Annotated in this window: 21 protein-coding genes and 1 pseudogene; 9 read left to right on the top strand and 13 right to left on the bottom strand. The window is 62.5% G+C overall.

Annotation, left to right across the window (positions count from 1 at the left end):
* The first annotated feature begins 94 nt into the window (after positions 1-94).
* Positions 95-739, top strand: coding sequence for a DUF1326 domain-containing protein (locus P5W98_RS15990; RefSeq protein ID WP_421025335.1), 645 nt, complete (start codon positions 95-97; stop codon positions 737-739).
* Positions 736-1,536, top strand: coding sequence for a DUF2182 domain-containing protein (locus tag P5W98_RS15985; protein ID WP_421025336.1), 801 nt, complete (start codon positions 736-738; stop codon positions 1,534-1,536). The genes P5W98_RS15990 and P5W98_RS15985 overlap by 4 nt, the downstream gene beginning before the upstream one ends.
* Before the next feature lie 18 nt (positions 1,537-1,554).
* Here the strand turns inward: P5W98_RS15985 and P5W98_RS15980 are convergent, their stop codons facing one another.
* Complete coding sequence (locus tag P5W98_RS15980) at positions 1,555-1,965, bottom strand: response regulator (protein WP_421025337.1); 411 nt, start codon at positions 1,963-1,965, stop codon at positions 1,555-1,557.
* A gap of 128 nt (positions 1,966-2,093) precedes the next feature.
* Complete coding sequence (locus tag P5W98_RS15975) at positions 2,094-2,741, bottom strand: response regulator (protein WP_421025338.1); 648 nt, start codon at positions 2,739-2,741, stop codon at positions 2,094-2,096.
* A gap of 179 nt (positions 2,742-2,920) precedes the next feature.
* Between P5W98_RS15975 and P5W98_RS15970 the strand changes: the two genes are divergently transcribed.
* The gene (locus P5W98_RS15970; protein WP_421025339.1) at positions 2,921-4,525 is read left to right on the top strand and encodes a sensor histidine kinase; all 1,605 of its coding nucleotides are present in this window, start codon (positions 2,921-2,923) and stop codon (positions 4,523-4,525) included.
* Here the strand turns inward: P5W98_RS15970 and flhC are convergent.
* The 3 genes from flhC to P5W98_RS15955 all read right to left on the bottom strand — a co-directional run bounded on the left by flhC (position 4,482) and on the right by P5W98_RS15955 (position 7,523).
* Positions 4,482-5,054 (bottom strand): flagellar transcriptional regulator FlhC, encoded by a 573-nt coding sequence (flhC, locus tag P5W98_RS15965; protein WP_421025340.1) that lies wholly within the window; start codon positions 5,052-5,054, stop codon positions 4,482-4,484. The two genes, P5W98_RS15970 and flhC, sit on opposite strands and share 44 nt — an antisense overlap.
* A gap of 17 nt (positions 5,055-5,071) precedes the next feature.
* Positions 5,072-5,404, bottom strand: a complete 333-nt coding sequence (gene flhD / locus P5W98_RS15960) for a flagellar transcriptional regulator FlhD (RefSeq protein ID WP_421026992.1) — start codon at positions 5,402-5,404, stop codon at positions 5,072-5,074.
* Positions 5,405-5,585: 181 nt separating this feature from the next.
* Positions 5,586-7,523: an SMP-30/gluconolactonase/LRE family protein gene (locus tag P5W98_RS15955; protein ID WP_421025341.1), complete on the bottom strand. Its 1,938-nt coding sequence runs from the start codon at positions 7,521-7,523 to the stop codon at positions 5,586-5,588.
* 462 nt (positions 7,524-7,985) lie between these two features.
* Between P5W98_RS15955 and P5W98_RS15950 the strand changes: the two genes are divergently transcribed.
* Positions 7,986-8,225 carry a hypothetical protein gene (locus P5W98_RS15950; protein ID WP_421025342.1) on the top strand — a complete coding sequence of 80 codons (240 nt, stop codon included), beginning with the start codon at positions 7,986-7,988 and terminating at the stop codon, positions 8,223-8,225.
* A gap of 88 nt (positions 8,226-8,313) precedes the next feature.
* Here the strand turns inward: P5W98_RS15950 and P5W98_RS15945 are convergent.
* The 3 genes and pseudogenes from P5W98_RS15945 to P5W98_RS15935 form a co-directional block, all read right to left on the bottom strand.
* A pseudogene (locus tag P5W98_RS15945) lies at positions 8,314-9,598 on the bottom strand (SUMF1/EgtB/PvdO family nonheme iron enzyme); the annotation flags it as partial.
* Positions 9,599-9,758: 160 nt separating this feature from the next.
* Positions 9,759-10,514, bottom strand: a complete 756-nt coding sequence (locus P5W98_RS15940) for a helix-turn-helix domain-containing protein (protein WP_421025343.1) — start codon at positions 10,512-10,514, stop codon at positions 9,759-9,761.
* A gap of 224 nt (positions 10,515-10,738) precedes the next feature.
* Complete coding sequence (locus P5W98_RS15935) at positions 10,739-11,209, bottom strand: universal stress protein (protein ID WP_421025344.1); 471 nt, start codon at positions 11,207-11,209, stop codon at positions 10,739-10,741.
* A 357-nt stretch (positions 11,210-11,566) separates the two neighbouring features.
* Here P5W98_RS15935 and P5W98_RS15930 point away from each other — a divergent pair, with 357 nt between their 5' ends.
* A complete protein-coding gene (locus P5W98_RS15930) occupies positions 11,567-13,117 on the top strand; it encodes an MFS transporter (RefSeq protein WP_421026993.1) in 1,551 nt (516 codons plus the stop codon).
* A 132-nt stretch (positions 13,118-13,249) separates the two neighbouring features.
* Here P5W98_RS15930 and P5W98_RS15925 read toward each other — a convergent pair whose 3' ends face one another.
* The gene (locus P5W98_RS15925; protein ID WP_421025345.1) at positions 13,250-13,840 is read right to left on the bottom strand and encodes an acyl-homoserine-lactone synthase; all 591 of its coding nucleotides are present in this window, start codon (positions 13,838-13,840) and stop codon (positions 13,250-13,252) included.
* A 169-nt stretch (positions 13,841-14,009) separates the two neighbouring features.
* Between P5W98_RS15925 and P5W98_RS15920 the strand changes: the two genes are divergently transcribed.
* Complete coding sequence (locus P5W98_RS15920; protein WP_421025346.1) at positions 14,010-14,327, top strand: XRE family transcriptional regulator; 318 nt, start codon at positions 14,010-14,012, stop codon at positions 14,325-14,327.
* Here P5W98_RS15920 and P5W98_RS15915 read toward each other — a convergent pair.
* Both P5W98_RS15915 and P5W98_RS15910 read right to left on the bottom strand, forming a co-directional pair.
* A complete protein-coding gene (locus tag P5W98_RS15915) occupies positions 14,311-15,015 on the bottom strand; it encodes a helix-turn-helix transcriptional regulator (protein ID WP_421026994.1) in 705 nt (234 codons plus the stop codon). The genes P5W98_RS15920 and P5W98_RS15915 overlap by 17 nt on opposite strands.
* A gap of 526 nt (positions 15,016-15,541) precedes the next feature.
* Complete coding sequence (locus tag P5W98_RS15910; RefSeq protein ID WP_421025347.1) at positions 15,542-15,856, bottom strand: DUF3005 domain-containing protein; 315 nt, start codon at positions 15,854-15,856, stop codon at positions 15,542-15,544.
* Between the two features lie 320 nt (positions 15,857-16,176).
* Here P5W98_RS15910 and P5W98_RS15905 point away from each other — a divergent pair, with 320 nt between their 5' ends.
* Positions 16,177-16,410 carry a hypothetical protein gene (locus P5W98_RS15905; protein ID WP_028222781.1) on the top strand — a complete coding sequence of 78 codons (234 nt, stop codon included), beginning with the start codon at positions 16,177-16,179 and terminating at the stop codon, positions 16,408-16,410.
* Between the two features lie 92 nt (positions 16,411-16,502).
* Complete coding sequence (gene epsC / locus P5W98_RS15900; protein ID WP_421025348.1) at positions 16,503-17,426, top strand: serine O-acetyltransferase EpsC; 924 nt, start codon at positions 16,503-16,505, stop codon at positions 17,424-17,426.
* A 57-nt stretch (positions 17,427-17,483) separates the two neighbouring features.
* Here the strand turns inward: epsC and folE are convergent, their stop codons facing one another.
* Together folE and P5W98_RS15890 are read right to left on the bottom strand one after the other, a co-directional pair.
* Positions 17,484-18,134 (bottom strand): GTP cyclohydrolase I FolE, encoded by a 651-nt coding sequence (gene folE, locus P5W98_RS15895; protein ID WP_421025349.1) that lies wholly within the window; start codon positions 18,132-18,134, stop codon positions 17,484-17,486.
* A 133-nt stretch (positions 18,135-18,267) separates the two neighbouring features.
* Complete coding sequence (locus tag P5W98_RS15890) at positions 18,268-19,191, bottom strand: LysR family transcriptional regulator (RefSeq protein WP_421025350.1); 924 nt, start codon at positions 19,189-19,191, stop codon at positions 18,268-18,270.
* A 258-nt stretch (positions 19,192-19,449) separates the two neighbouring features.
* On the opposite strand from P5W98_RS15890, the gene P5W98_RS15885 reads away from it, so the two are divergent.
* Positions 19,450-20,151: a 3-oxoacid CoA-transferase subunit A gene (locus P5W98_RS15885; protein ID WP_421025351.1), complete on the top strand. Its 702-nt coding sequence runs from the start codon at positions 19,450-19,452 to the stop codon at positions 20,149-20,151.
* Positions 20,152-20,157 lie beyond the last annotated feature (6 nt).

The raw sequence follows: 20,157 nt of genomic DNA, 5'->3' as shown, positions 1-20,157 counted from the left end.
GGGGCGTCCACTAGATTCAAATCACGCAGCCCGGCGTGCCGAGGTTTTCATCAAGCAAATCAAAGGGCAAGGCGCCGATGACAGGAGAACGACCGTGATTTCCTGGGAAATCCAGGGCACCGAGTTGATCAGTTGCAATTGCTCATATGGTTGCCCTTGCCAGTTCAATGCGCTGCCGACTCGTGGCTGGTGCGAGGCCATGGGAGCGATATCCATCGCCCAGGGCTTCTACGGCGACGTGCGGCTCGACGGCATCAATATCGCAGTGGTATTTCAATGGCCCGGAGCGGTTCACGAAGGCAGGGGAAAGTGCCAGCCGATCGTCGACGAGCGGGCCAGCCCTGAACAACGCGACGCTATCCTGAAGATCATGACAGGTCAGGATACCGAACCATTCGCCACGATGTTCGCAGTCTACTCATCGACGATCGAGCAGGCGTTCGAGCCGATCTTCACGAAGATCGATTTCGAAGCCGATGTCGATGCGAGGCGCGGCCGGGTTCATGTCGAAGGTGTCTTCGACGTCGTCGGCGAGCCGATTCGCAATCCGGCGACGGGCGCCGAGCATCGCGTGCGCATCGACCTGCCGAACGGTTTCGAATACGAGCTTGCCGAAATCGGCTCCGGCTCGGGCAGCTCGCAAGGCAACATCGCGCTGCAACTGGACGGCACCTATGCGCAGTTCGCGCGCCTGCATCTGAACAACCAGGGGCCGATCCGGCATCGCGCCGCGGTATGAACACGGTCGTTCGCTGGCGTGGTCATGCGCTGACGGCGCCCGGCATTGCTGGCTGTGCCGGCGTTGCCGGCGTGGTGGCGGCGTCGTGGTATTACGTGTGGACAGGGGCGGGAACCGGCATGTCGGCGCTGGCCATGACAGCGGCGGCGCTGTTCCCGCATCGGCTCGCCAGCGGCGGCGGCATGGCGATGTCGCTGCCCGCCGTGATCGTCATGTGGTGGATCATGATGATCGCGATGATGACGCCCAGCGCGTTGCCGCTGATCCTGCTGTATCGCCGTGTCATCCGGCATCGCGGCGCATCGGAATCGTATGCCGCAGTGCTTTCGCTAGGGCTTCTGGCCGGCTATCTCTGCGCGTGGCTCGCGTTTTCGATTGGCGCGTCGTGGTTGCAGATGACCCTGCAACCACGCGGTCTCATTTCGGCAATGATGCTGTGGTCGAAGAGTGCGGCGCTTTCCGCGATCATTCTCGCGGCGGCCGGCATCTATCAGTTCACGCCGCTCAAGCGCGCTTGTCTCCACCAGTGCCGCTCGCCGGTCAATTTCCTGATCGGGCATGGGCGCTCCGGTGTCGCGGGTGGTTTCCTGCTCGGCGTGCGGCACGGGATGTACTGCGTCGGCTGCTGCTGGCTGCTGATGGCGCTGCTATTTGTCGGCGGTGTCATGAACGTGCTGTGGATCGCGGCGCTTTCGCTGATCGTTTTCGTGGAAAAGATCCTGCCCGGCGGCGAGCGCATCGGTCACGCGCTGGGCGTGGTATTGATCGTGTGGGCGGGCGCGACGCTGCTCGTGTAAGCGATGCGCGGAGCGAGGCTACAGCACCGCACGCCGGCGGTGCGCCTCGGCCAGGCGCTCGATGGCCCTGCGGGCCTTGTCGATCTCCTGGGTTTTGTCGAAGAAGTAATGTGCGCCAGCCGCCTGGCAGGCTTCGCGAAAGGGCTGGCTCGACTGATTGGTCAGCACCATCGTGACCACCGGCGGTCCGCGGCGGGCGAGTGCCGATATCAATTCGAGCCCGCTTGCGCCGGGCAAGCGCAAGTCGGTAATCACGACAGCGGGGCGGCACGCGGCGATGCACCTTAGTGCAGTCTGGATGTCCTCCGCTTCGCCGACCACGCGGACGCCGTCGACCATATGGAGCAATGCCGCGATCCGGCGCCGCAACGATGCCGAGTCTTCGACGAGGAAGACGGTCAATTCAGTCAATTTGGCGTTCGCGTCCATGTGCCGAAGTATCGGGCCCGCCGTCGCGCAAGGGAATCGGCGACGGTTGAACTTCGGGTAGGCGAAACGGAAGCCGTGTAGGCGGATTCCTACCCAATCGGCATGGGGGCGCGCCAGACCGGGTCGCGCTAGACCTCGTCGTTATCTTCGAAGAGCTTGTGGCGCATCGCATAGCGCACGAGCGCGGCCTCGTGCGGTACACGCATTTTTTCCAGGATGCGCGTTTTGTAAGTGCTGACCGTTTTCGCACTCACGCAGAGCGCCTGGGCGATTTCGGTGATGGTCTCGCCGGCGGCCAGGCGCCGGAACACGTCGAACTCGCGGTCGGAGAGACGCTGGTGAGGCAGTGCGTCGGCCGGTTCGTTCAGGCTCTGCGCGAACTGCTCGGCCATTGCCAGGCTCACGTACACGCCGCCCGCCGCCACCTTGGTGACGGCCGAGACCAGTTCCGCGCCAGCGCTTTCCTTGGTCAGGTAGCCGGATGCGCCGGCCTTGAACGCCCGCACTGCGTATTGCTGCTCGGCGTGCATGGTCAGCACGAGGATGCGCAGTTCGGGCTTTTCCTCCTTGATCTGCTTGATCAACTCAACGCCGTTGCGTCCCGGCATCGACAGATCGAGCAGCAGCACGCGCGCCGGCGTCGAGCGGATCAGCGCGATCGTGCTCGCGCCGTCGCGCGCCTCGCCGACCACGTCGAATCCGCTGGCGTTCTGCAGGATATGGCGTAGACCGTCACGCACGAGCGCGTGGTCGTCGGCGATCAAAACTTGGATCATGAGTGAGTGTCCTCCAGCTGTGCCGCTGGTCGCGGGAAAGTCATGCGATGGCTACGGCGAGTCGCTGTGGGTCATCCCGCTGCGGGTAATCCTGTTGCCAGGAGCCAGTATGCAATAGTTGCCTTCGACATGCATCCTCTGCTCAAATGCCTTTTCCCGATTCTTTTCCAGGCAGGCGCATGGGTCGCGATCGAGACGACGGCAACCAGATGTTTCTTTCGACCTTGCCCGCGGGGCGCAGCGAGCGGCGGCTCGCGCTCACGGTCATTCTCGCGAGTTGCGCGCTATTCGCGGTATTTGCGCCGTTTGCGAAGCGTCCGCTGCCGGTGGTGGGGGCATTCATCCCGATCTACGAATCGGCGCTGGTGATGAACGACCTGATTACGGCCATGCTGCTGTTCGGCCAGTTCAGTTCGCTGCGCTCGCGTGCGCTGCTCGCGCTCGGCAGCGGCTATCTCTTCACCGCCGGCATGACCATTGTGCATGGCCTCACGTTCCCGGGCTTGTTCGCGCCCGCCGGCTTGCTAGGCGCCGGCTCGCAGAGCACCGCGTGGATCTATATGTTCTGGCACGCCGGTTTTCCCTGCTTCGTCACGGCCTATGTGCTGCTCGGCAAGGCCGCTCACGGTGAACGTCGCGCCATGCCGCGGCGTTCCGCGCGCGCATCGATCGCATGGTGCGTGCTGGCTGCGGCGGCGCTCGTCTGTGTCCTGACCGCCTTCGCCACGATGGGCAAGGCGCTGCTGCCCGATCTGCTCGTGAACGGGCGCTTTACCTGGGCGTACCGCTGGGTGATCGGCGCGGTGTGGCTGGCGAGCCCGTTCGCGCTCGCCATGCTGTGGCGGCACGGCAAGCGCACGGCGCTCGACATGTGGCTGATGGTCGTGATGGTGGCGTGGATGATCGACATCGCGCTCGCCGCGATGCTCAACCATGGCCGCTTCGATCTCGGGTTTTATGCGGGGCGGATATATGGCCTGCTGGCGGCGAGCTTCGTGCTGATCGTGCTGCTGGTCGAGAGCGGCACGCTCTATGCGCGGCTCGTCGCGCTCACGCGCCGCGACATGCGCCGGGACATGCGCGAGCGCATGCGCGTGAAGGAACTCGAGCATCTGGGGCATCTCTCGGCGGGTATCCAGGCGGCGCGCGAGGAGGAGCAAAAGCGCATCGCGCGCGAGCTGCACGACGATCTCGGTCAGCGGCTGACCGCGCTGAAGATCGACCTGACGATGCTCGAAAGCGATCTCGACGACCGCACGATGGCGCCCGCGCTGCGCGGCCGGGCGCGCTCGATGATGACGCTGATCGACGAAACCGTGAGATCGGTGCGCCATATCGCGGCGGGGCTGCGCCCGACCGTGCTCGACGACCTCGGGCTTGTGCCGGCGCTCGAATGGCTCGCCGGCGATTTCGAAAGCCGCAATGGGATCGTGGTGGATCTGCTCATCGACATCGACGATCTGAATATCGATTCGGCGGCGGCCACGGCGGTGTACCGGATCGTCCAAGAGGCGCTCACGAACATTGCCAAGCATTCGGAAGCCACCGAAGTGCAGGTCGAGGTCGTGCTGGACGGCGATGCGTGCCGGGTCGGGGTGGCCGACAACGGGCGCGGTTCGGCGGTTAGCGCGATGCACAAGGAGCAGTCGTTCGGTTTGCTCGGCATTCGCGAGCGGGTCCGGCAATTGAACGGCGCGGTGTCGGTCGATACGGCGCCGGGTGAGGGATTCCGCTTGTCGGTCAGCCTGCCGGCGAGCGCTCTGAATCGAGAGGAACCGGTGTAGGGAGGGGCCGCTTGGCCTTCGCGGGCTTGCCCGCGCGTGAAGGCGGCTGGCAAATCGCACAGACCTTGCCCTCCGGTGCATCGTATTTGTGGATCACGAACTTGCCCGCGCAGCGGCGGCATGAAGTTAACTGCAGGATTCCGCCGTTGAAGAAGCGCACCAGCGTCCAGGCGCGGGTCAGATCGAGCTGCATCTCGAGACTGTTGTGCATGCAGTGTTCCCGATACAGGCGAAATCCCTTGGTGAGTGCGTCGAGATGCGAGCAGCCCGCCGAGTCCTTGAGGAACACATACGTGTTGTAGAACAGCGAGGCGTGGATGTTGGCCTGCCACGTCATGTACCAGTCGGCGGAAGACGGCAGCATGCCTTTTGGCGGCGACTCCCCTTTGATCTCGTGATAGAGCCGGATCAACCGGTCGCGCGGCAGTGCCAGCTCGCTTTCGAGCACCTGCATCCGTGCGCCGAGTTCGATCAATGCGCTTGCGCGCACCACTTCCCTTGCGTCTTCGATAATGCTGATCCTGGCCATGGCTCGCCTCAGTCCGGTCACGCGAATTGTTCGGCGGGCTGGCCCGCGAGCAGCACGGCTGCATGTGTGTGAGCAATATCGATGTGCTTGTTGGCGTCCTTTCCGGGCGTCGCCAGCACGGACAGCATTTGATGGTCGTTGATCCGGAAGAAGCACAGCAACTGATTGCAGGCCGAGAGCTTGACGATTTGCGCCAGCGTCAGCCCGGCCAGCAGGTCGGCCACCTGCTCGGACAGGCCGAGCCGGAACATGCCCGCCGGGCGGTCGTCGCGCAGCAGGCGCTGCGCAAGCGCGAGGTAGGACAGATTGAGTTCCTGAATGGACTGCAGAGTGTCGGCGCTATTCATGATGTTCCCCCGCTCAAGGGCCACTTCGATGTTTCCCGGCGACCGGCTGGCGCTGGCGCGATCGTGTGTCGCTCGGGTGACGGAAGTATTGCTTTGGCGGGGGGTAAATGAAATCAGCGGCCAGCGAACTTGATGTAGTCGCAACAGTAGGGCTGTCAGCGTTTTCCTACATAGCCAGACGAATTCAGGGCGTCCAGCGATACACCGTGACGCTGTTACCCTTGACATTGTTCTTCGTGACGACGTACTCGCCGGTCGAGCGAAGGTAGGCCCGGATGCCGTACATCGAATCGATGGCGCTGCTGGCGTCCACGGTCGTGGGACGGGGGTTGACCAGCGTGGCGTCGAGCTTGCCGGTCGTCAGGCTGAAGGCGTCGATGTTTGGCCTGGCCGGTCCGCTGATGCTGCTGAACCAATAGCCGACGAACAGATAGTTGCCGGCCGCATCGATCGCCTTGGCGCCGGTGCTGGGCAGCTCGATCACTGGATTGGGCACGGTGGTGTTGCCCGCGAGCCAGCCGTGATACACCTCGATGCGCGTGCCGATCGCCGTCCAGTCGGTGCTGCCGATGATGCCCTGGGCGAGGATCATGGTGTCGCTGTCGGCGAGGTAGACGATGCGCGTGAGCGGCTCGACGCTGGCGGGAATGCGAAAGGGGACGCCGGCTCGCCAACTGGGCTTGCCGCTGGCGTCGAAGCCGGCGAGCGGATAGTGGTAGATATTGCCGGTCTTGTCCAGGCCGGCCCACACGCCGCCTTTGCTGTCGAGGCTGAAGCCGTGGGTGACCCGCAGGCTGGTCTGGAACACCGGGCCGGGAATCGATGCATCGGGAATGGCGATATAGCCGTTCGCCGCGTTGAAGTGGAAAAAGTAGAAAATCGGCGGATTCTGTCCGGACGCCACGAGAATCCGGTTCGCACCGACGGCGACGAGCTGGCCGAAATGCTCGTCGCGCTGGGTGTCGTTGACGTTGATGCGCGGATCCGACGGATACGCAACGGGATCGACCGTGTTCGCGACGAAGGTGCCTCCCGCGCTGCCCGAATAAATGTTGGTGCCGCCATAGAACAGGGCGCCGTCCGTGGCCGGGTCCGGGGCCGCGACGCCCTCGAAGTTCAGCGACTGGAGCGTCCAGCGCAGGGCGCCGGCCGGGTCATACGCATGAACGTCGGTGCCGCCGTCGCGGCCCAGATCCCAACTGCCGCCCCACGGGTTGTTGAGCACATAGAGGTTGCCCGCAGTGTCCTTGCCGATGCCTGCAACGCGGGTGAAGCGCTGCGCGCCGACTTGGCCCTTGATGCCCTTCGTGGTGTCGAGATAGCCGCCCCGCACGCCGAAAGTGCCCGCCAGCGTGGGCGTGCGCGAAAGGGTGTAGCGCTTGATGTTCATGTCGGGGCCTTCGTCCCCGACCATGAGTTGCCCCAACGACGCATCGAAATAGAGCGCCGACGGCCGCGAACCGCTCGGCAACCGGATGGTGTTCAGTAGCGCGCCGGATGGGCTGAAGCCGACGACCGTGCCTTCGCTTTTCTGTGCGACCCAGACATTGCCGGCGCGATCGAGCGCGAGCGCGCCTGGACTTTGGACCGAGATGTCCCGCTGCCAGACCCCGTTGGTGGTGAAGACCCGCACGCGATTGCCATAGAAGTCGCTTGCATAGAGGAGCGAGCCCGCCGTGGCGAGCCCGGTGACTACATCGACCCGGGGCTGGTTGTTCGCTGCGCTGACCTGAATGAGCAGGTCGCGCGTCTTGGTGGCGCGGTTGTATCGTCCGACCGCGCCGCTTCCGTACGACTTGCTGTATTGCAGCGCCGCGAAGATCGAAGTGGCGTTGCCCGTGATCGCGCTGCCCTGGAATTCGCCATGCGAGCCGATCGAGCCGAAGCTCTTGCCATCCTGATAGATCGCCACGCCACCCTCGTACTCGTCCCACATGGACGACGTATAGATGACACCTTCGGGCGCAACCCACATGGAACGCGCGGTGTTACCCACATGGGCGGCGAGGGTGCCATAGGTATTGGCAATCCAGTCAATGGTGTTTTGCGCCTGGGCGGAAGGCGCGACGGCCGCGATCGTAGCGACGAAGAGCGCAGCATGAATGCGTGTTCTTTCGAGCATGAGCATGCTCTCCTGAATAGGGCAGCCCTTGGCTATGCGCTGGAGCTTCGCACGGGCACGGTGACGCAGTTATGAACATAGGCAGCGCATTACGTCTTTACAAGCCACGCAATTTTTTTATGCCGCCTGGATTCGAATAAAAATAAGGATAACGAATAATTAGCCTTGCAATTAAATGAAGAGGAAATCTTCGCGCGTGCGATACTTCCGTCTAAATTTCATATTATGAAATGATGTCGCGTATGCCAGAAAAATCTGCGGCGATGCAATATGTGTGCATTGCATATGGGCGAATGTAATTTCACATTGCAATATATTTTTCCTATCTCATTGAAATTAATGAATTTTATTTCTACTAATTTCTGTCGGATATGGAGCCGCGAGCGATGTTTATCCCGATACGCTTTAGCCATGGCGAACGTTCGCGCGTTCCGGAATTTTCTAAACCTGTGGAGAGACGAGATGTTGCATGTTTATATAGAACCCGTGCCGAAGGGCCAGTGGGGCCCCATCGATGGATACCGCATTGAAACCCAGGATGGGACGAAGCTCTCGGCGGAACTGCTCCGTTCCGAGAGACTGGCGGTGAGCGAAGCAAGGCTGCATGGCTACGTGCCGCTGCTTGCCACGGTGCGCATACCTGACAAGGCCGTTGCGGAGCACTGGAAACCCGCCGTCGATAAAACATTCGTATCGGTTTGATCTTCGATGCGGACACGACTTACTCGCGCGCACTGCCCGCCCGCATGGGTGCGAAGTGCGCGTTTCGCGTCAACCTATGTTTTCATGGCTACACGTTGCGTGCACAACGAAATCCCGCATAAACATACTGATAGTGCGGCTGAAACCAGTTGCGGAACGTAGGGCGCATCATGCAGCCCGCGGTGCGCGCGGAACCGCCTTTCATCGAATAATGCTGGCCGTCGAAGAAATTCGCCGAATAGCCTTCGTAGAACGGAAATGCCTCGAATCCGGGCAGCGGGCCGAATGGCGTCGAGGTCCATTCCCAGCCGTTGCCGTATAGCCCTTCCACGCCCCATGTGCTCGCGCTGTCCGGTGTCGCGTCCACGGCGACAGGGTTCCAGTTCCGGAAGTCGAAGTTGTCGGTGGCGCCTGGCAATGCGCCGTGCGCCGCGCGCTGCCATTCGGCCTCGGTCGGCAACCGGGCGCCGCGCCAGCGCGCGAACGCGCTGGCTTCCGCGTGGCTCACATAGACCGGCCATGCACGCGGCAGCGCAACATCCTCGAACATCGTGCGCAGGCGCCAGCCGTCGTCGGTGCGCACCCAGAAGACCGGGTGTTCGATGCCTTCGGCTTCCCTCCACGCCCAATCGTCGTCGTTCCACAACGCCTTGTGCCGATAGCCGCCATCGACGATGAATTCGAGCCACGCGCCGTTGGTCACCATGTAGCGATCGATCTCGAACGCAGCCACCTCCACCTGCTCCTCGCCGAACTCGTTGTCCCAGCCGAAGACACCGCGCTCATGCGTCATGCCGAGCTCGATGCGGCCCGCCGGCACGCGCACCATCGACGGCGTCGCAACGTAGAGGTGATCGGCGATTTCGCGTGCCGAGGCGGGGGCGACCTTCTGCGCGAACGGCAATTGATGAAGCATGTAGGAGAGGGTTTCGACGTGCATCAGGCGATGCTCGATGGCCACATTCAGCAATTGAGCGCCGATATCGTGCTGGGACACAGTGGGCGGCAAGTCGAGCGTGGCGAGCTGCGCATCGATGCGCGCGCGAGCGTCGCGAGCATAGTCGCGCACTTCGGCACGGCTGGGCCAATCTGCGGGGGTGTCGGTGGGCAGCGCGCCGTCGACGGGGTCGATGCCGAACGCGAATAACTGGTCCAGGCGCGGATCGGCGGACGGCAGGTCGAACAGGCGTTTGTCGAACAGATTACGGTCGAACGCCTCGAGATGGCCGATGTAAAACACGATGCGGTGGCGCTCGCGGATCGGGCGTTCGTAGAGGAATTCGGGCTTGACGACGGCAAAGAGCGCGTCGCTGGCGGCGCGCGCTTGGGCGAGCCGTGCGGCGAGTGTGGGCGGGGACGGGAGCTGCATTGCGGCGAGTCTCCTGACTGGGGCGGTGAACGAACTTTACCGCTGCGCAGGAGCCGTGCCAACGCTGTTACACGCGCCCGGGCGGGGGCGCGTAAATGGGAGATTCTGGAGACGTAACCGGCCACACGCCGCAAACCGGGGCGGCGCGCGTGAGGGACCTTCGTTTACAGATGGCGCAGGCCTTCGATGTCGATGATGCGGATGAGCTTGCCCTGCGTGTCGATCAGGCCACGCTTTTGAAATCTTGACAGGGTTCGGCTGACCGTTTCGAGCGTCATGCCGAGATAGCTGCCCATGTCTTCCCGCGTCATGCGCAGGTTGAATTCCGCGTGCGAGTAGCCGCGCTGGCCGTTGCGCTCTGAGACGTCGAGCAAGAAGGCTGCCACGCGTTCGTCGGCGGAAAGCGAGCCCAGCACCATCATCTGCGACGATTCTCGAATGAGTTGCTCGCTCATGAGCCGGTGCAGGCGGTCCTGCATGGCGCCGGTTTCGCGGCACAGGTGCTTGAGCGCCGAATAGGGGATGATGCACACCGAACTGTCTTCGAGCGCCACGGCACTGCAAGTGTGGAAATCGGTGCTGATGCCGTCGATGCCTAGCGGGTCGCCGGCCAGGCGCAGGCCCGTGACCTGCTCGCGGCCGTCGCGGTGTGCCATGACGGTTTTCAGCGATCCGGAGCGAACCGCATAGAGTGTGTCGAACGGGTCGCCGGCGCGATAGAGCGCTTCGCCGCGCCGCACACTGCGCGCATTGCAGATGAGCGCTTCGAGCTTCGGCAGATCATCGGCGGCTAGCCCTTGAGGCATACACAGATGACGCATGGCGCAACTCGAGCAACGCGCGGAAGTGCGAGGGCTCGTTGGGGAATTACGGCTGGCACGGCGCACAGTGGTGTGCGATACGACGGTAGGGGTCAGCATTGGCTTGCTCCTGTAATCGATTTTTGGAGCATTGTCACACCGCGCTTAAATCTTAAAATGGCGGCAAAACGCCGCGCATATGAGATAGATCCGCTTGCGCCTTGTCAGAAGCCGGTTTCGCGGCAAGTGATCGGGCTCAAGCGGATTCAAAAAGGTGGGAATTCGAGCGTTATCTTTTAATTCGTGGCCATTCGGCGCTTCCTATCCGGATGGCTATCCAGTGGCTATTCGGTATCCGTCGCGGATACACCTGCGGCAGAAGGAATCAACAGGACCGGCAGGGTCGATTGGCGCACGCAGCGCTCGGCCACGCTGCCGAGAATCAGCCGCTGAAAACCGCGCCGCCCATGCGTGCCCATCACGATCAGGTCGGCGCCGTTCGCCTTCGCCGCGTTGAGCACGAGCGTGGGCACGTCGTCGAGCGAGGATGCCTCGCCGGTCAGCATCTCGCCCTGCACGCCGCGCTCGCGCAGCACCTTGTTCATGTGGTCCGCGAGTTCCTTGCCCTGAGCGATCATTTGATTGCGCAGGATGGAAGGATCGTAGCCCGGCGCATCGAAATACATCGGCGTGTTTTCGATCACGTAGAACGGTTGCAGCGTCGACCCCATAGCCTTCGCCAGTTCGAGCGCGGCGTCGAATGCGCGGCGCGACGTTTCGCTGCCGTCGACCGCTACCAGAATGCGTTGATACATGGAGCCTCCGCTAGAGTGGGACTGCACGGATTCGGGGCATGCCCGCCCGTGATCTTGTGCTGTGTCTCGTTAACTCTAAAAAGCTTAAATGATTGCTCAGAAAATTGCAGTGCCGCAGTATGAAAAATGGAATGTGCCAGAAGGAATATCAAAAAAATCGCGTCGGAGTGTGGCGTGTTGTCCGTCTTGGGTCGCTTCGGCGCTGTCAGTAGGTAGGACGGTGCTCTGCCATCTGCCCGGTTGCGCATGTCCTGCCAGCCCGTTATCTTTGCCTCTCTTTCGTACCGGCGCGCCGCAGCATTCCAATCAGTGACTTCCGCACACACCCCCTTGCCGTTTCGCGACGCGCTATTGGCCATGCTCGGCATCGGCCTCGTGAACATGCTGGTCGCGCTCGATCAAACCGTTGTCAGTACCGCATTGCCGTCGATCGTCGCCGAATTGCACGGCTTCGAGTATTACGCGTGGATCGCGAGCGCCTATTTGCTGGCGTCGGTCGTGACCGTGCCGGTGTTCGGGCGTCTGGGCGACTACTTCGGGCGCAAGCGTTTCGTGATTGCCGCCGTGATCGTGTTTACCGTCGCCTCGACGCTATGCGGGCTCGCCACCGACATGCGATTTCTGGCAGCGGCACGCGCGTTGCAAGGGGTGGGCGGGGGGATGATGGTAGGCACCGCGTTCGCCTCGATTCCCGATCTCTTTCCCGACCCGCGTGCGCGGGTGCGCTGGCAGGTGGTCATGGCGGCGGCTTACGGCATCGGCACGGCAGCGGGGCCTTCGTCGGGCGGCTGGCTCTCCGAGCATTTCGGATGGCGCTCCACCTTCATGGTGAATCTGCCGGTCGGTGTACTGGCACTTTATTTCATTTGGGCGCATCTGCCCGCGTACCGCCATGGGCGGACCGGCGAAGTCCGCATCGATTGGACTGGTGCGGCGCTGGTCGCGCTTGTGCTGGGCGCGTTCCAGGCCGTCATCGAGGCCGTGCCGAAAGACGGCCCCACACCCACCAATCTCGCGCTGATTGCTGTCGTGGCGGTTGGGGCCGTGGCCCTGCTGGTTTGCGAGCGGCGCGCGACGCATCCGATCATTCCGCTCGATCTCTTCCGCGATCCGCAACTGGTCACGCTGTTTACCCTCTCGACGCTCTCGGGCTTCGTGATGTTCTCGCTGATCTTTTTCGCACCGTTGCTGCTGCAGGGCGGGTTCGGTCTTTCGCCTCAGGAGGCCGGCCTGCTGGCGACGCCGATCGCGGCGTGCATTGCGCTCGGCAGTCTCGTCAACACGCGCATCGTGATCCATCTGAAGAAGCCGACGGGCATTTTGAGCGTCGGTTTTGGGCTGCTCGTGTGTGCTTCGTCGGGGCTCGCATTCGCTACGCGCGCGACGCCGCATCCGTGGCTGGAGCTTGCGATGGCGGCGGTGGGCATCGGGCTCGGTTTCATCCTCAACAATCTCAATGTGTTCGCGCAGGAGATTGCCGGGCGCGAGCGCTTCGGCATCACGACGGCGTTGCTGCAATCCACGCGCATGGTGGGCGGCATGCTCGGCACGAGCATCGTGGCGACGATCGTGAACCATCGCTATGCGTCGGGCGTCGGCGACGCGCTCGCGGTACTGGGGGCGCCCGGCGCCGCGCGCTGGCAGCCGCAACTCGCGGATCCGCGTGTGCTGATCGACCCGGCGCTGCACCGCGCGCTGACGACCCACATGAAGGACGCTGGCCTTGACGGTGCCGCGCTCATCGAAGCTGTGCGGCACGTGCTGGTTGACGCCATTCATCTAGGCATCGGCCTGACCGGTTTCGCGGCGCTGGTGGCGGCGCTGTGCGTGCGCCGCATCGCGCATATTCGCTTTAGCCGCGTCGCCGCGGTAGCCGCTGCACCGGCATCGGTTCGGGTGAGTGAGTGACAGCGTCGCCGGACTGGACCTGACATTTGCTTGGGCGGCTCGCCCACTGCAGCGGCGTTTGGCCACCCTTCGCGTGATTCGTCAGACAAAATAAAAAATCGTCTGACTCGATGCCGTAGGCCGTGGCGGATCTCAGGCTGCGGCGGCCATCGGCCCGAAAAGGGCATTGCGGGTCTGTGCGCCCACGGCGATTTCCAGCGCGACAGCGTTTTCGACGCCAATGCGCACGGGCGCGCCGAGCCGCGCGACCTCGATGCCGGTGCGGCGCAGGAGCCGCTCGATCGGCGTGGTGGTGACGGTCACATAGCGCGAAATGCCCATGCGGTCGGCAAACGAGACCAGCGAATGGATCGCATGCATGGTGACGTCGGCAAAGCCAAACGCGTGGTCATTGCCCGACTCGATGGCAAACCGGCTGAGCTCCCAGATATGCCGGCCCGCCGGCGCCGCCTGGCCGTGCAGCAGCTGCGGGAACGTGTCGCGCAGCATGTTTGGCCCTTCGGTCGGCATCAGGCGCCAGCAGCCGCGCACCTTGCCGTCATTGTCCTGGATCAGCATATAGTGGGGCCCGAGCGCGTCGTATCCGTCGATTTCCATTCCCGCGATGGTGGGAATATCCCAGCCCATGCGGTCGCGAAATACGCGCGCGCGCAGCCGGTACATCTCGTTGATATCTTCGTTGTCGAATTCTTGGCGTAGTCCGATCCGAATCGCAGCTTGCATGACAACTCTCCCGTTTGCGTGTGGGGGTAGCGGTATGGATCGAAGCTATGCGTTATGAATATAAAAAAACACCTATCAAGATAGGTAGGTGCGCGGGGAGGGTCAGTTCTGGAGAATGGCTGGGCGGCAGTCACTCATCAGGCATATCTCTGACACAGCGAGAGTCAAAATGGAACTTCTGGACAATCATCAATGGCAGGCGGGCGCGAATTCCTCTCACACTGGAGGGGACCTGTCGTCGGTAATCGACCGTGTCCTGATCATCGCGTATCGGAAGAAGAAGAAAGAGAGCCAGCGCCGCTTCTGGGCGCGGTTCGGCGTGACGCAGTCACGCGGCAGCCGGTTTGAGTCGGGCGCGGAGATTCCGCCGCCGGTATCGATCCTGCTGGGTCTGTACTTCAACAAAACGATTTCGGATGGCGATCTGGGCCGTGCGGAACGTGTGCTTCGACGCACCGATACGCCCATGCTCAGCCCGGGTCAATAAGGCCCATCTGGGTTGCAATCACGGCTGCCGCCCGCCGTGAATTTACGCCGAACTTCCCGCGAATGTTCTTCATGTGGAAGTTCACCACGGCTTCGGAGCAATTCAGGATGTGAGAAATCTCCCAAGTGGACTTGCCCAGCGCGGTCCACTTGAGGCATTCCTTTTCGCGCGGCGTAAGCTTGGGAATCAGCGACTGGGCGTGATCGTTCAGGTGCCGCTGGCTCGTGTCGAGCACGAGATCCCGAAGCAACACGAGATTCGGCAGCGCACGGTCCACGTCCTGCCAGAACGAGTCAGACGGATTGGCGTCGTTGACGAAGCACAGCATGCCCGACTCCTGACGCGGGCCATGGATCGGCAATGTAATGCCGGCACGTAGCCCGTGCGAGCGCGCCTCTTCATACATCGATTGCTGCTGTTCGGTGGCGAAGAGTTCAGGTGACCAGATAAGCGGCGCCGAGCGCGTCGTGCAATGCGCGACCACCGGGTCGAAATATGCCATGCCGTGGTCGTTATAGGCTTGCCGCCAGACGGCGGAGTAATTGGTCCGGATGAACGCGTCCTCGAGCCGCATGCCCGGACGCGGCAGGATGGCCAGCATGACTTGGCCGAAACCCCATGAGGCGGCGAGCCGAGACACCGCCTCGAACCACGCCGCATCTTCGGGCGCGTCGAGCACGGATGACATCTGCTCAATGTAATGTAGAGGCACGTCAACACTCTCCATCGGCGGTGGGCCAGACCGCAAGCGGCGCCTGGGCAGGCTGCCGCCTTGCTTCTTCTGATGTAACAATTTATCACTAAATTCCGCAGGGCTCGTCTTTTTCTCCCCGCAGCAAAGGTCTTCCGCCTTGAGTTTCCGCTCGCGCATCGCGCGTCCGCGTGCTTATTCTGCAAATACAGAACAAAAACTACTGTTTTTTCGCCATAAAATTCCGGCGGCAGGCGCGCAGAATAGGTTTTTGCGGTTTATTGCTTATTCGATAGATGACTTGATCTAAATGAGCAATAACGCTGGGCAATATGCGTCGCGTGAACTTGAAAGATTGTTAATGCGCATGAGCGAATTTTTGTGCCTGCAATATTGAACCGGCGTTGTAGCGACGCACTGCACCTGGGATATGCAGATCGAATGACCTGACAAGTTCACGGGCACGTTGCGGCTCGCCTGGCGAGACGCGTCCGCCAGGCGTTTCAGTGCATGTTTGGGCAGCTCAGGGTTTGCGATGCAGTTCGACCACGCGCGTCGGGCGCATATGGTTGATGGCGAAGTGAATGCGTCCCGGGCTGCGGCGCTGGCCCAGCTCGCGCGGGTCGTCGAACTGTCCGTCGAGGTCGTACGCCGGCGGCGCGGCCATGCCCATGTCGACGGCCTCGAAGCCTGTTTGGAGCGCAAACGGCATGCGATGCGCGAGGCTGCGGCTATCGAAGCCCGCGAAACCGTCGGGCGCTTCCGGCACGCTGTTGTCGAGCGACGCGTTGCTGGTAGTGGCTTCGTCGGGGTGATTGCTGCGGTCGGAGCCGTTCATGGTGTGTCCTCCGTAGGAAAGCCAATGAAGAACCGGATGCACCAAACAGATGCATCAAACTGCATCACGAAGTGTTCCAAAAATACTGGAAGCGAACCCGGAATCCAGCGGAAATGCAAGTCTGTGCGCCAGGAGAACGCCTCCAGCGATCCAGGATTTTTTTCGTTGGATCGGCGTATTTACTGGGAGTATGATCCTCTTTCAACGAGTTGGCGCGCATAAGAATTAACGGCTTAAGCGATAGCCGGGCTGTGGCTTTGCCGCACGATCCTGTACGCGCTCACAAAAACGGACAAAGCAGTCAGGGGCGGATGAGACACATGCACTTCGACGCTGCATTCACGCATCGCGGTTATTTGCTCAATTGTGCGCCGGCGCGTGCCGGCGACGGCACATATCAGCCTTATGTGGTGATCTCGCGCTCGAGCGATGGCGAACTCGTTGCCAATCGTTTCTTTCCAGCCGACTTGCGCTTCTCCGACGAAGCCGCCGCCATTGCCCATGCGCGCGACTGGGCGGTGCGTTGGATCGACGCTAGCAGCGTCACTCTCTGAGGCGGCGCTCGGGACGCCCGGCGGACTATCGCGAAAAGCGGTAATCTCTGGGGTCGATACACTTACTGGCGGCGCCGTCCCGCAGCTTCATCATGTCCAATGCCGCTTACCCCGACTGGGGCCTCGAACAGATCGTCACCGATCTGCGCGCTTCGCGCGAAGAGCTTCACCGCACCCGCCACCCGCTCGGCATTCGCGAACTGCCGTCGCGTGACGGCGTGATCAACATTGTCGCCGGCCTGCGTGCCGCGCTGTTCCCCACGCACTATGGTGCGCCCGATTTGACGGACGAAAGCGTCGACTATTACGTCGGTCATACGCTCGAAAGCACGCTGCGCCTGCTTGCCGAGCAGATTCGCCGCGCGCTGCGCTTTTTGCCCGAAAACGCCGGAGCCGGCGACGAGGTGCTGCGCAAGCGCGCCTTCGACATTGCCCGCGAATTCGGTCACCAGCTCCCCGGCATTCGCGCGCTGCTCGTGAGCGACATTCAGGCCGCGTTCACGGGCGACCCGGCTGCGCAGCACATCACCGAAATCCTGCTCTGCTATCCCGGCGTCTGGGCCATGACGCATCATCGGCTTGCGCATGCATTGCACCGGCTCGGTGTGCCGCTGCTCGCGCGTTTCATCAACGAAATCGCGCACTCGGCAACAGGCATCGACATTCACCCGGGCGCGCAGATCGGTCCGAGCTTCTTCATCGACCACGGCACGGGCGTCGTGATCGGCGAGACGGCGATCATCGGCGAGCGCGTGCGTGTGTACCAGGCGGTGACGCTGGGTGCGAAGAGCTTCGCTGCCGATATCGATGGCACGCTCGTGAAGGGCAATGCGCGCCATCCGATCGTCGAGGACGACGTGGTGATCTACGCCGGCGCGACCATTCTGGGCCGGGTGACGATCGGGCGGGGCTCGGTGATCGGCGGCAATGTATGGCTCACGCACAGCGTGCCACCGGGCAGCAGCGTGCGCCAGGGCAAGATCCGCGAAATCGCCAGTGACAGCGGCGCGTCCTGAGTGCCGCTGAAGCGCCACTGAACGTCTGTCGGCGCCGGCCCGGGCGTGTCTAGGGCCTCAGGTATTGGGCACGCTCATTACGCCCGGATTGCCGACGATGGCCAGGAATTCCCGGCGCGTGGACGGGTCGCTGCGGAACGTGCCGAGCATGCGCGACGTCACCATCGTCACGCCCGCCTTGTGCACGCCGCGCGTCGACATGCATTGGTGTGCCGCTTCGAGAATCACGCCCACGCCTTTGGGCTGGAGTACCTCGTTGAGCGTGTCGGCAATCTGCGCGGTCATCTTTTCCTGAATCTGCAGGCGCTTGGCGAAAGCGTCGACGAGCCGCGCAAGCTTCGAAATGCCCACTACGCGATGCTCGGGCAGATACGCCACGTGCGCGCGGCCGATGATCGGCACCATGTGGTGTTCACAGTAGCTCTCGAAGCGAATGTCCTTCAGCACGATCATTTCGTCGTAGCCGTCCACTTCCGAGAAGGTGCGCGACAGGATCTCGCGCGGGTCGTGGTTGTAGCCCGCGAAGAATTCCTCATAGGCGCGCACGACGCGCGCCGGCGTATCGATCAGGCCTTCGCGTGCGGGGTCGTCGCCGGCCCAGCGCAGCAGCACGCGCACGGCTTCTTCCGCCTGCTCGCGCGATGGCCGGCCCGCGCCGGTCTTCGGTTTTTTTCGAGTGTTTTTTTCTGCGTTCTTTGCGTCGCTCATGCATTGGCTCCTGTCATGTGGGCCACGCCGCGGCGACGCGTACCACCGGCGACCATTGTTTCATGATTCGCGCGCATCCGTGCATGATGGCGCATATTGCAATGGCTTGCGCCGTCGTGTGCGGGTGCGCGCTTCATTTGGGCCATTCGTCCATCGCGTCATTGAACAGTTCGGCCACCACGCCGCGCAGCCATTCTCCGCGCGGTGCATTGTGATACTTGCGGTGCCAGTGCTGCTTGAGGTCGAAGCGGGGCAAGGGCAGCGGCGGCTCCACCAGCGCGATCGAGGCGTGCTCCGAGACATAGGCGAAGCCGATTGCATGCGGCACGGTGGCGATCAGGTCGGTGCGCGTGAGAATGAACGGCAGGCTCATGAAGTGAGGGGTTTCGAGCACGGCGCGCCGGTGCAGGCGCTTCTTCTCCAGGAAGCGTTCGAGCACTTCCTGGCTGCGGCCCTCGGCGCGCACGACGGCATGGCCGAGTGCAAGAAACTGCTCGAGGGTCAGGGGCTTGCCGGCGAGCGGATGGCTGCTGCGCATCAGGCAGATGAACCGATGCGTAAAAAGGCGCTGCTGGAAAAAGTTGTTGCCGCCGAGGTCGGGGAAGTAGCCGACGGCCAAATCGATGTCGCCCGACTCGAGGCCGCGCTCCACCTGGTTGTGCGGTAGCGAAACTGAACGCAGATTCGCGTTGGGCGCCCGTTCGGCAAACATTTGCAACAGGCGCGGCAGGAACACGATCTCGCCCACGTCCGAGAGCGCGATCGAAAACGTATGTGTGCTGGTGGCCGGGTCGAAGTCGTGGGCCTCGAGCATGCCTTTCTCGATCCGGATGAGGGCGTCGCGCGCGGCGGGGATGAGGCCGAGCGCGCGCGGCGTGGGCTCCATGCCGTGCGAGGTGCGCACGAACAGCGGGTCGCCGAAATATTCCCGCAGCTTGCCGAGCGCCGTGCTTACGCGCGGCTGGCTAACGCCCAGCCGCTCGGCGGCGCGGCTCACGTTGCGGGTTTCGTCCATCGCCACGAGGTAGGGGATTAGATTGAGGTCGAGCTCTTGCATGGGGCGGGCGCGCGTAGGCAGTCAGATGCACTATATCGAAATCGAATAAACATAAGTGCAAGAATTTGATTGCGCGATACTCGCGCGTCCCGACATGCACTCGACTGCCGCGTCAGGAACTCCCGCCTTGACAAGTCCACATTTAGGCTCCGATAATGCGCTGAACGTTCGCTAAACGAATCAGTGTTCGTATATAGAACTTTTTCGCGATCAAGTGGCGTGGACTCTCCGCGGTGCGCATCGCTTTCAGGAACAGGCATGATCAACAAGATTTTCGATTCGCTTCAAGCCGCCGTCGCCGACGTGCACGACGGCGCCACGGTGATGATCGGCGGCTTCGGCACGGCCGGCATGCCCGCGGAACTGATCGACGCGCTGATCGCGCAAGGTGCGCGCGAGCTCACGATCGTGAACAACAACGCGGGCAATGGCGATACCGGCCTTGCCGCGCTGCTCAAGGCCAAACGGGTGCGCAAGATCATTTGCTCGTTCCCGCGCCAGACCGACTCGTATGTGTTCGACGCGCTTTATCGCGCCGGCGAAATCGAACTCGAACTCGTGCCGCAGGGCAATCTGGCCGAGCGCATCCGCGCGGCGGGCGCCGGCATCGGCGGTTTCTTCACGCCCACGGGCTATGGCACGAAACTGGCCGACGGCAAGGAAACGCGCCTCATCGACGGCCGTCATTACGTGCTGGAGTCGCCGCTGCATGCCGACTTCGCGCTCATCAAGGCTTATAAGGGCGATCGCTGGGGCAACCTGGTCTATCGCAAGACCGCGCGCAATTTCGGCCCGATCATGGCGAGTGCGGCCAAGGTCGCTATTGCGCAGGTTTCGGAGGTCGTCGAACTCGGCGCGCTCAATCCGGAAAACATCGTGACGCCCGGCATTTTCGTGCAGCGCGTCGTGGCAGTGCCGCAGACGGCGCATCAATCGCTGCAAGCCGGCCAGGCCGCCTGAGTGAGG

Source organism: Paraburkholderia sp. A1BS-2L (assembly GCF_051125205.1).
Lineage (GTDB): Bacteria > Pseudomonadota > Gammaproteobacteria > Burkholderiales > Burkholderiaceae > Paraburkholderia.
Note: the sequence above shows the minus strand (reverse complement) of the source record. Positions and strands in the feature narration are given on the sequence as shown.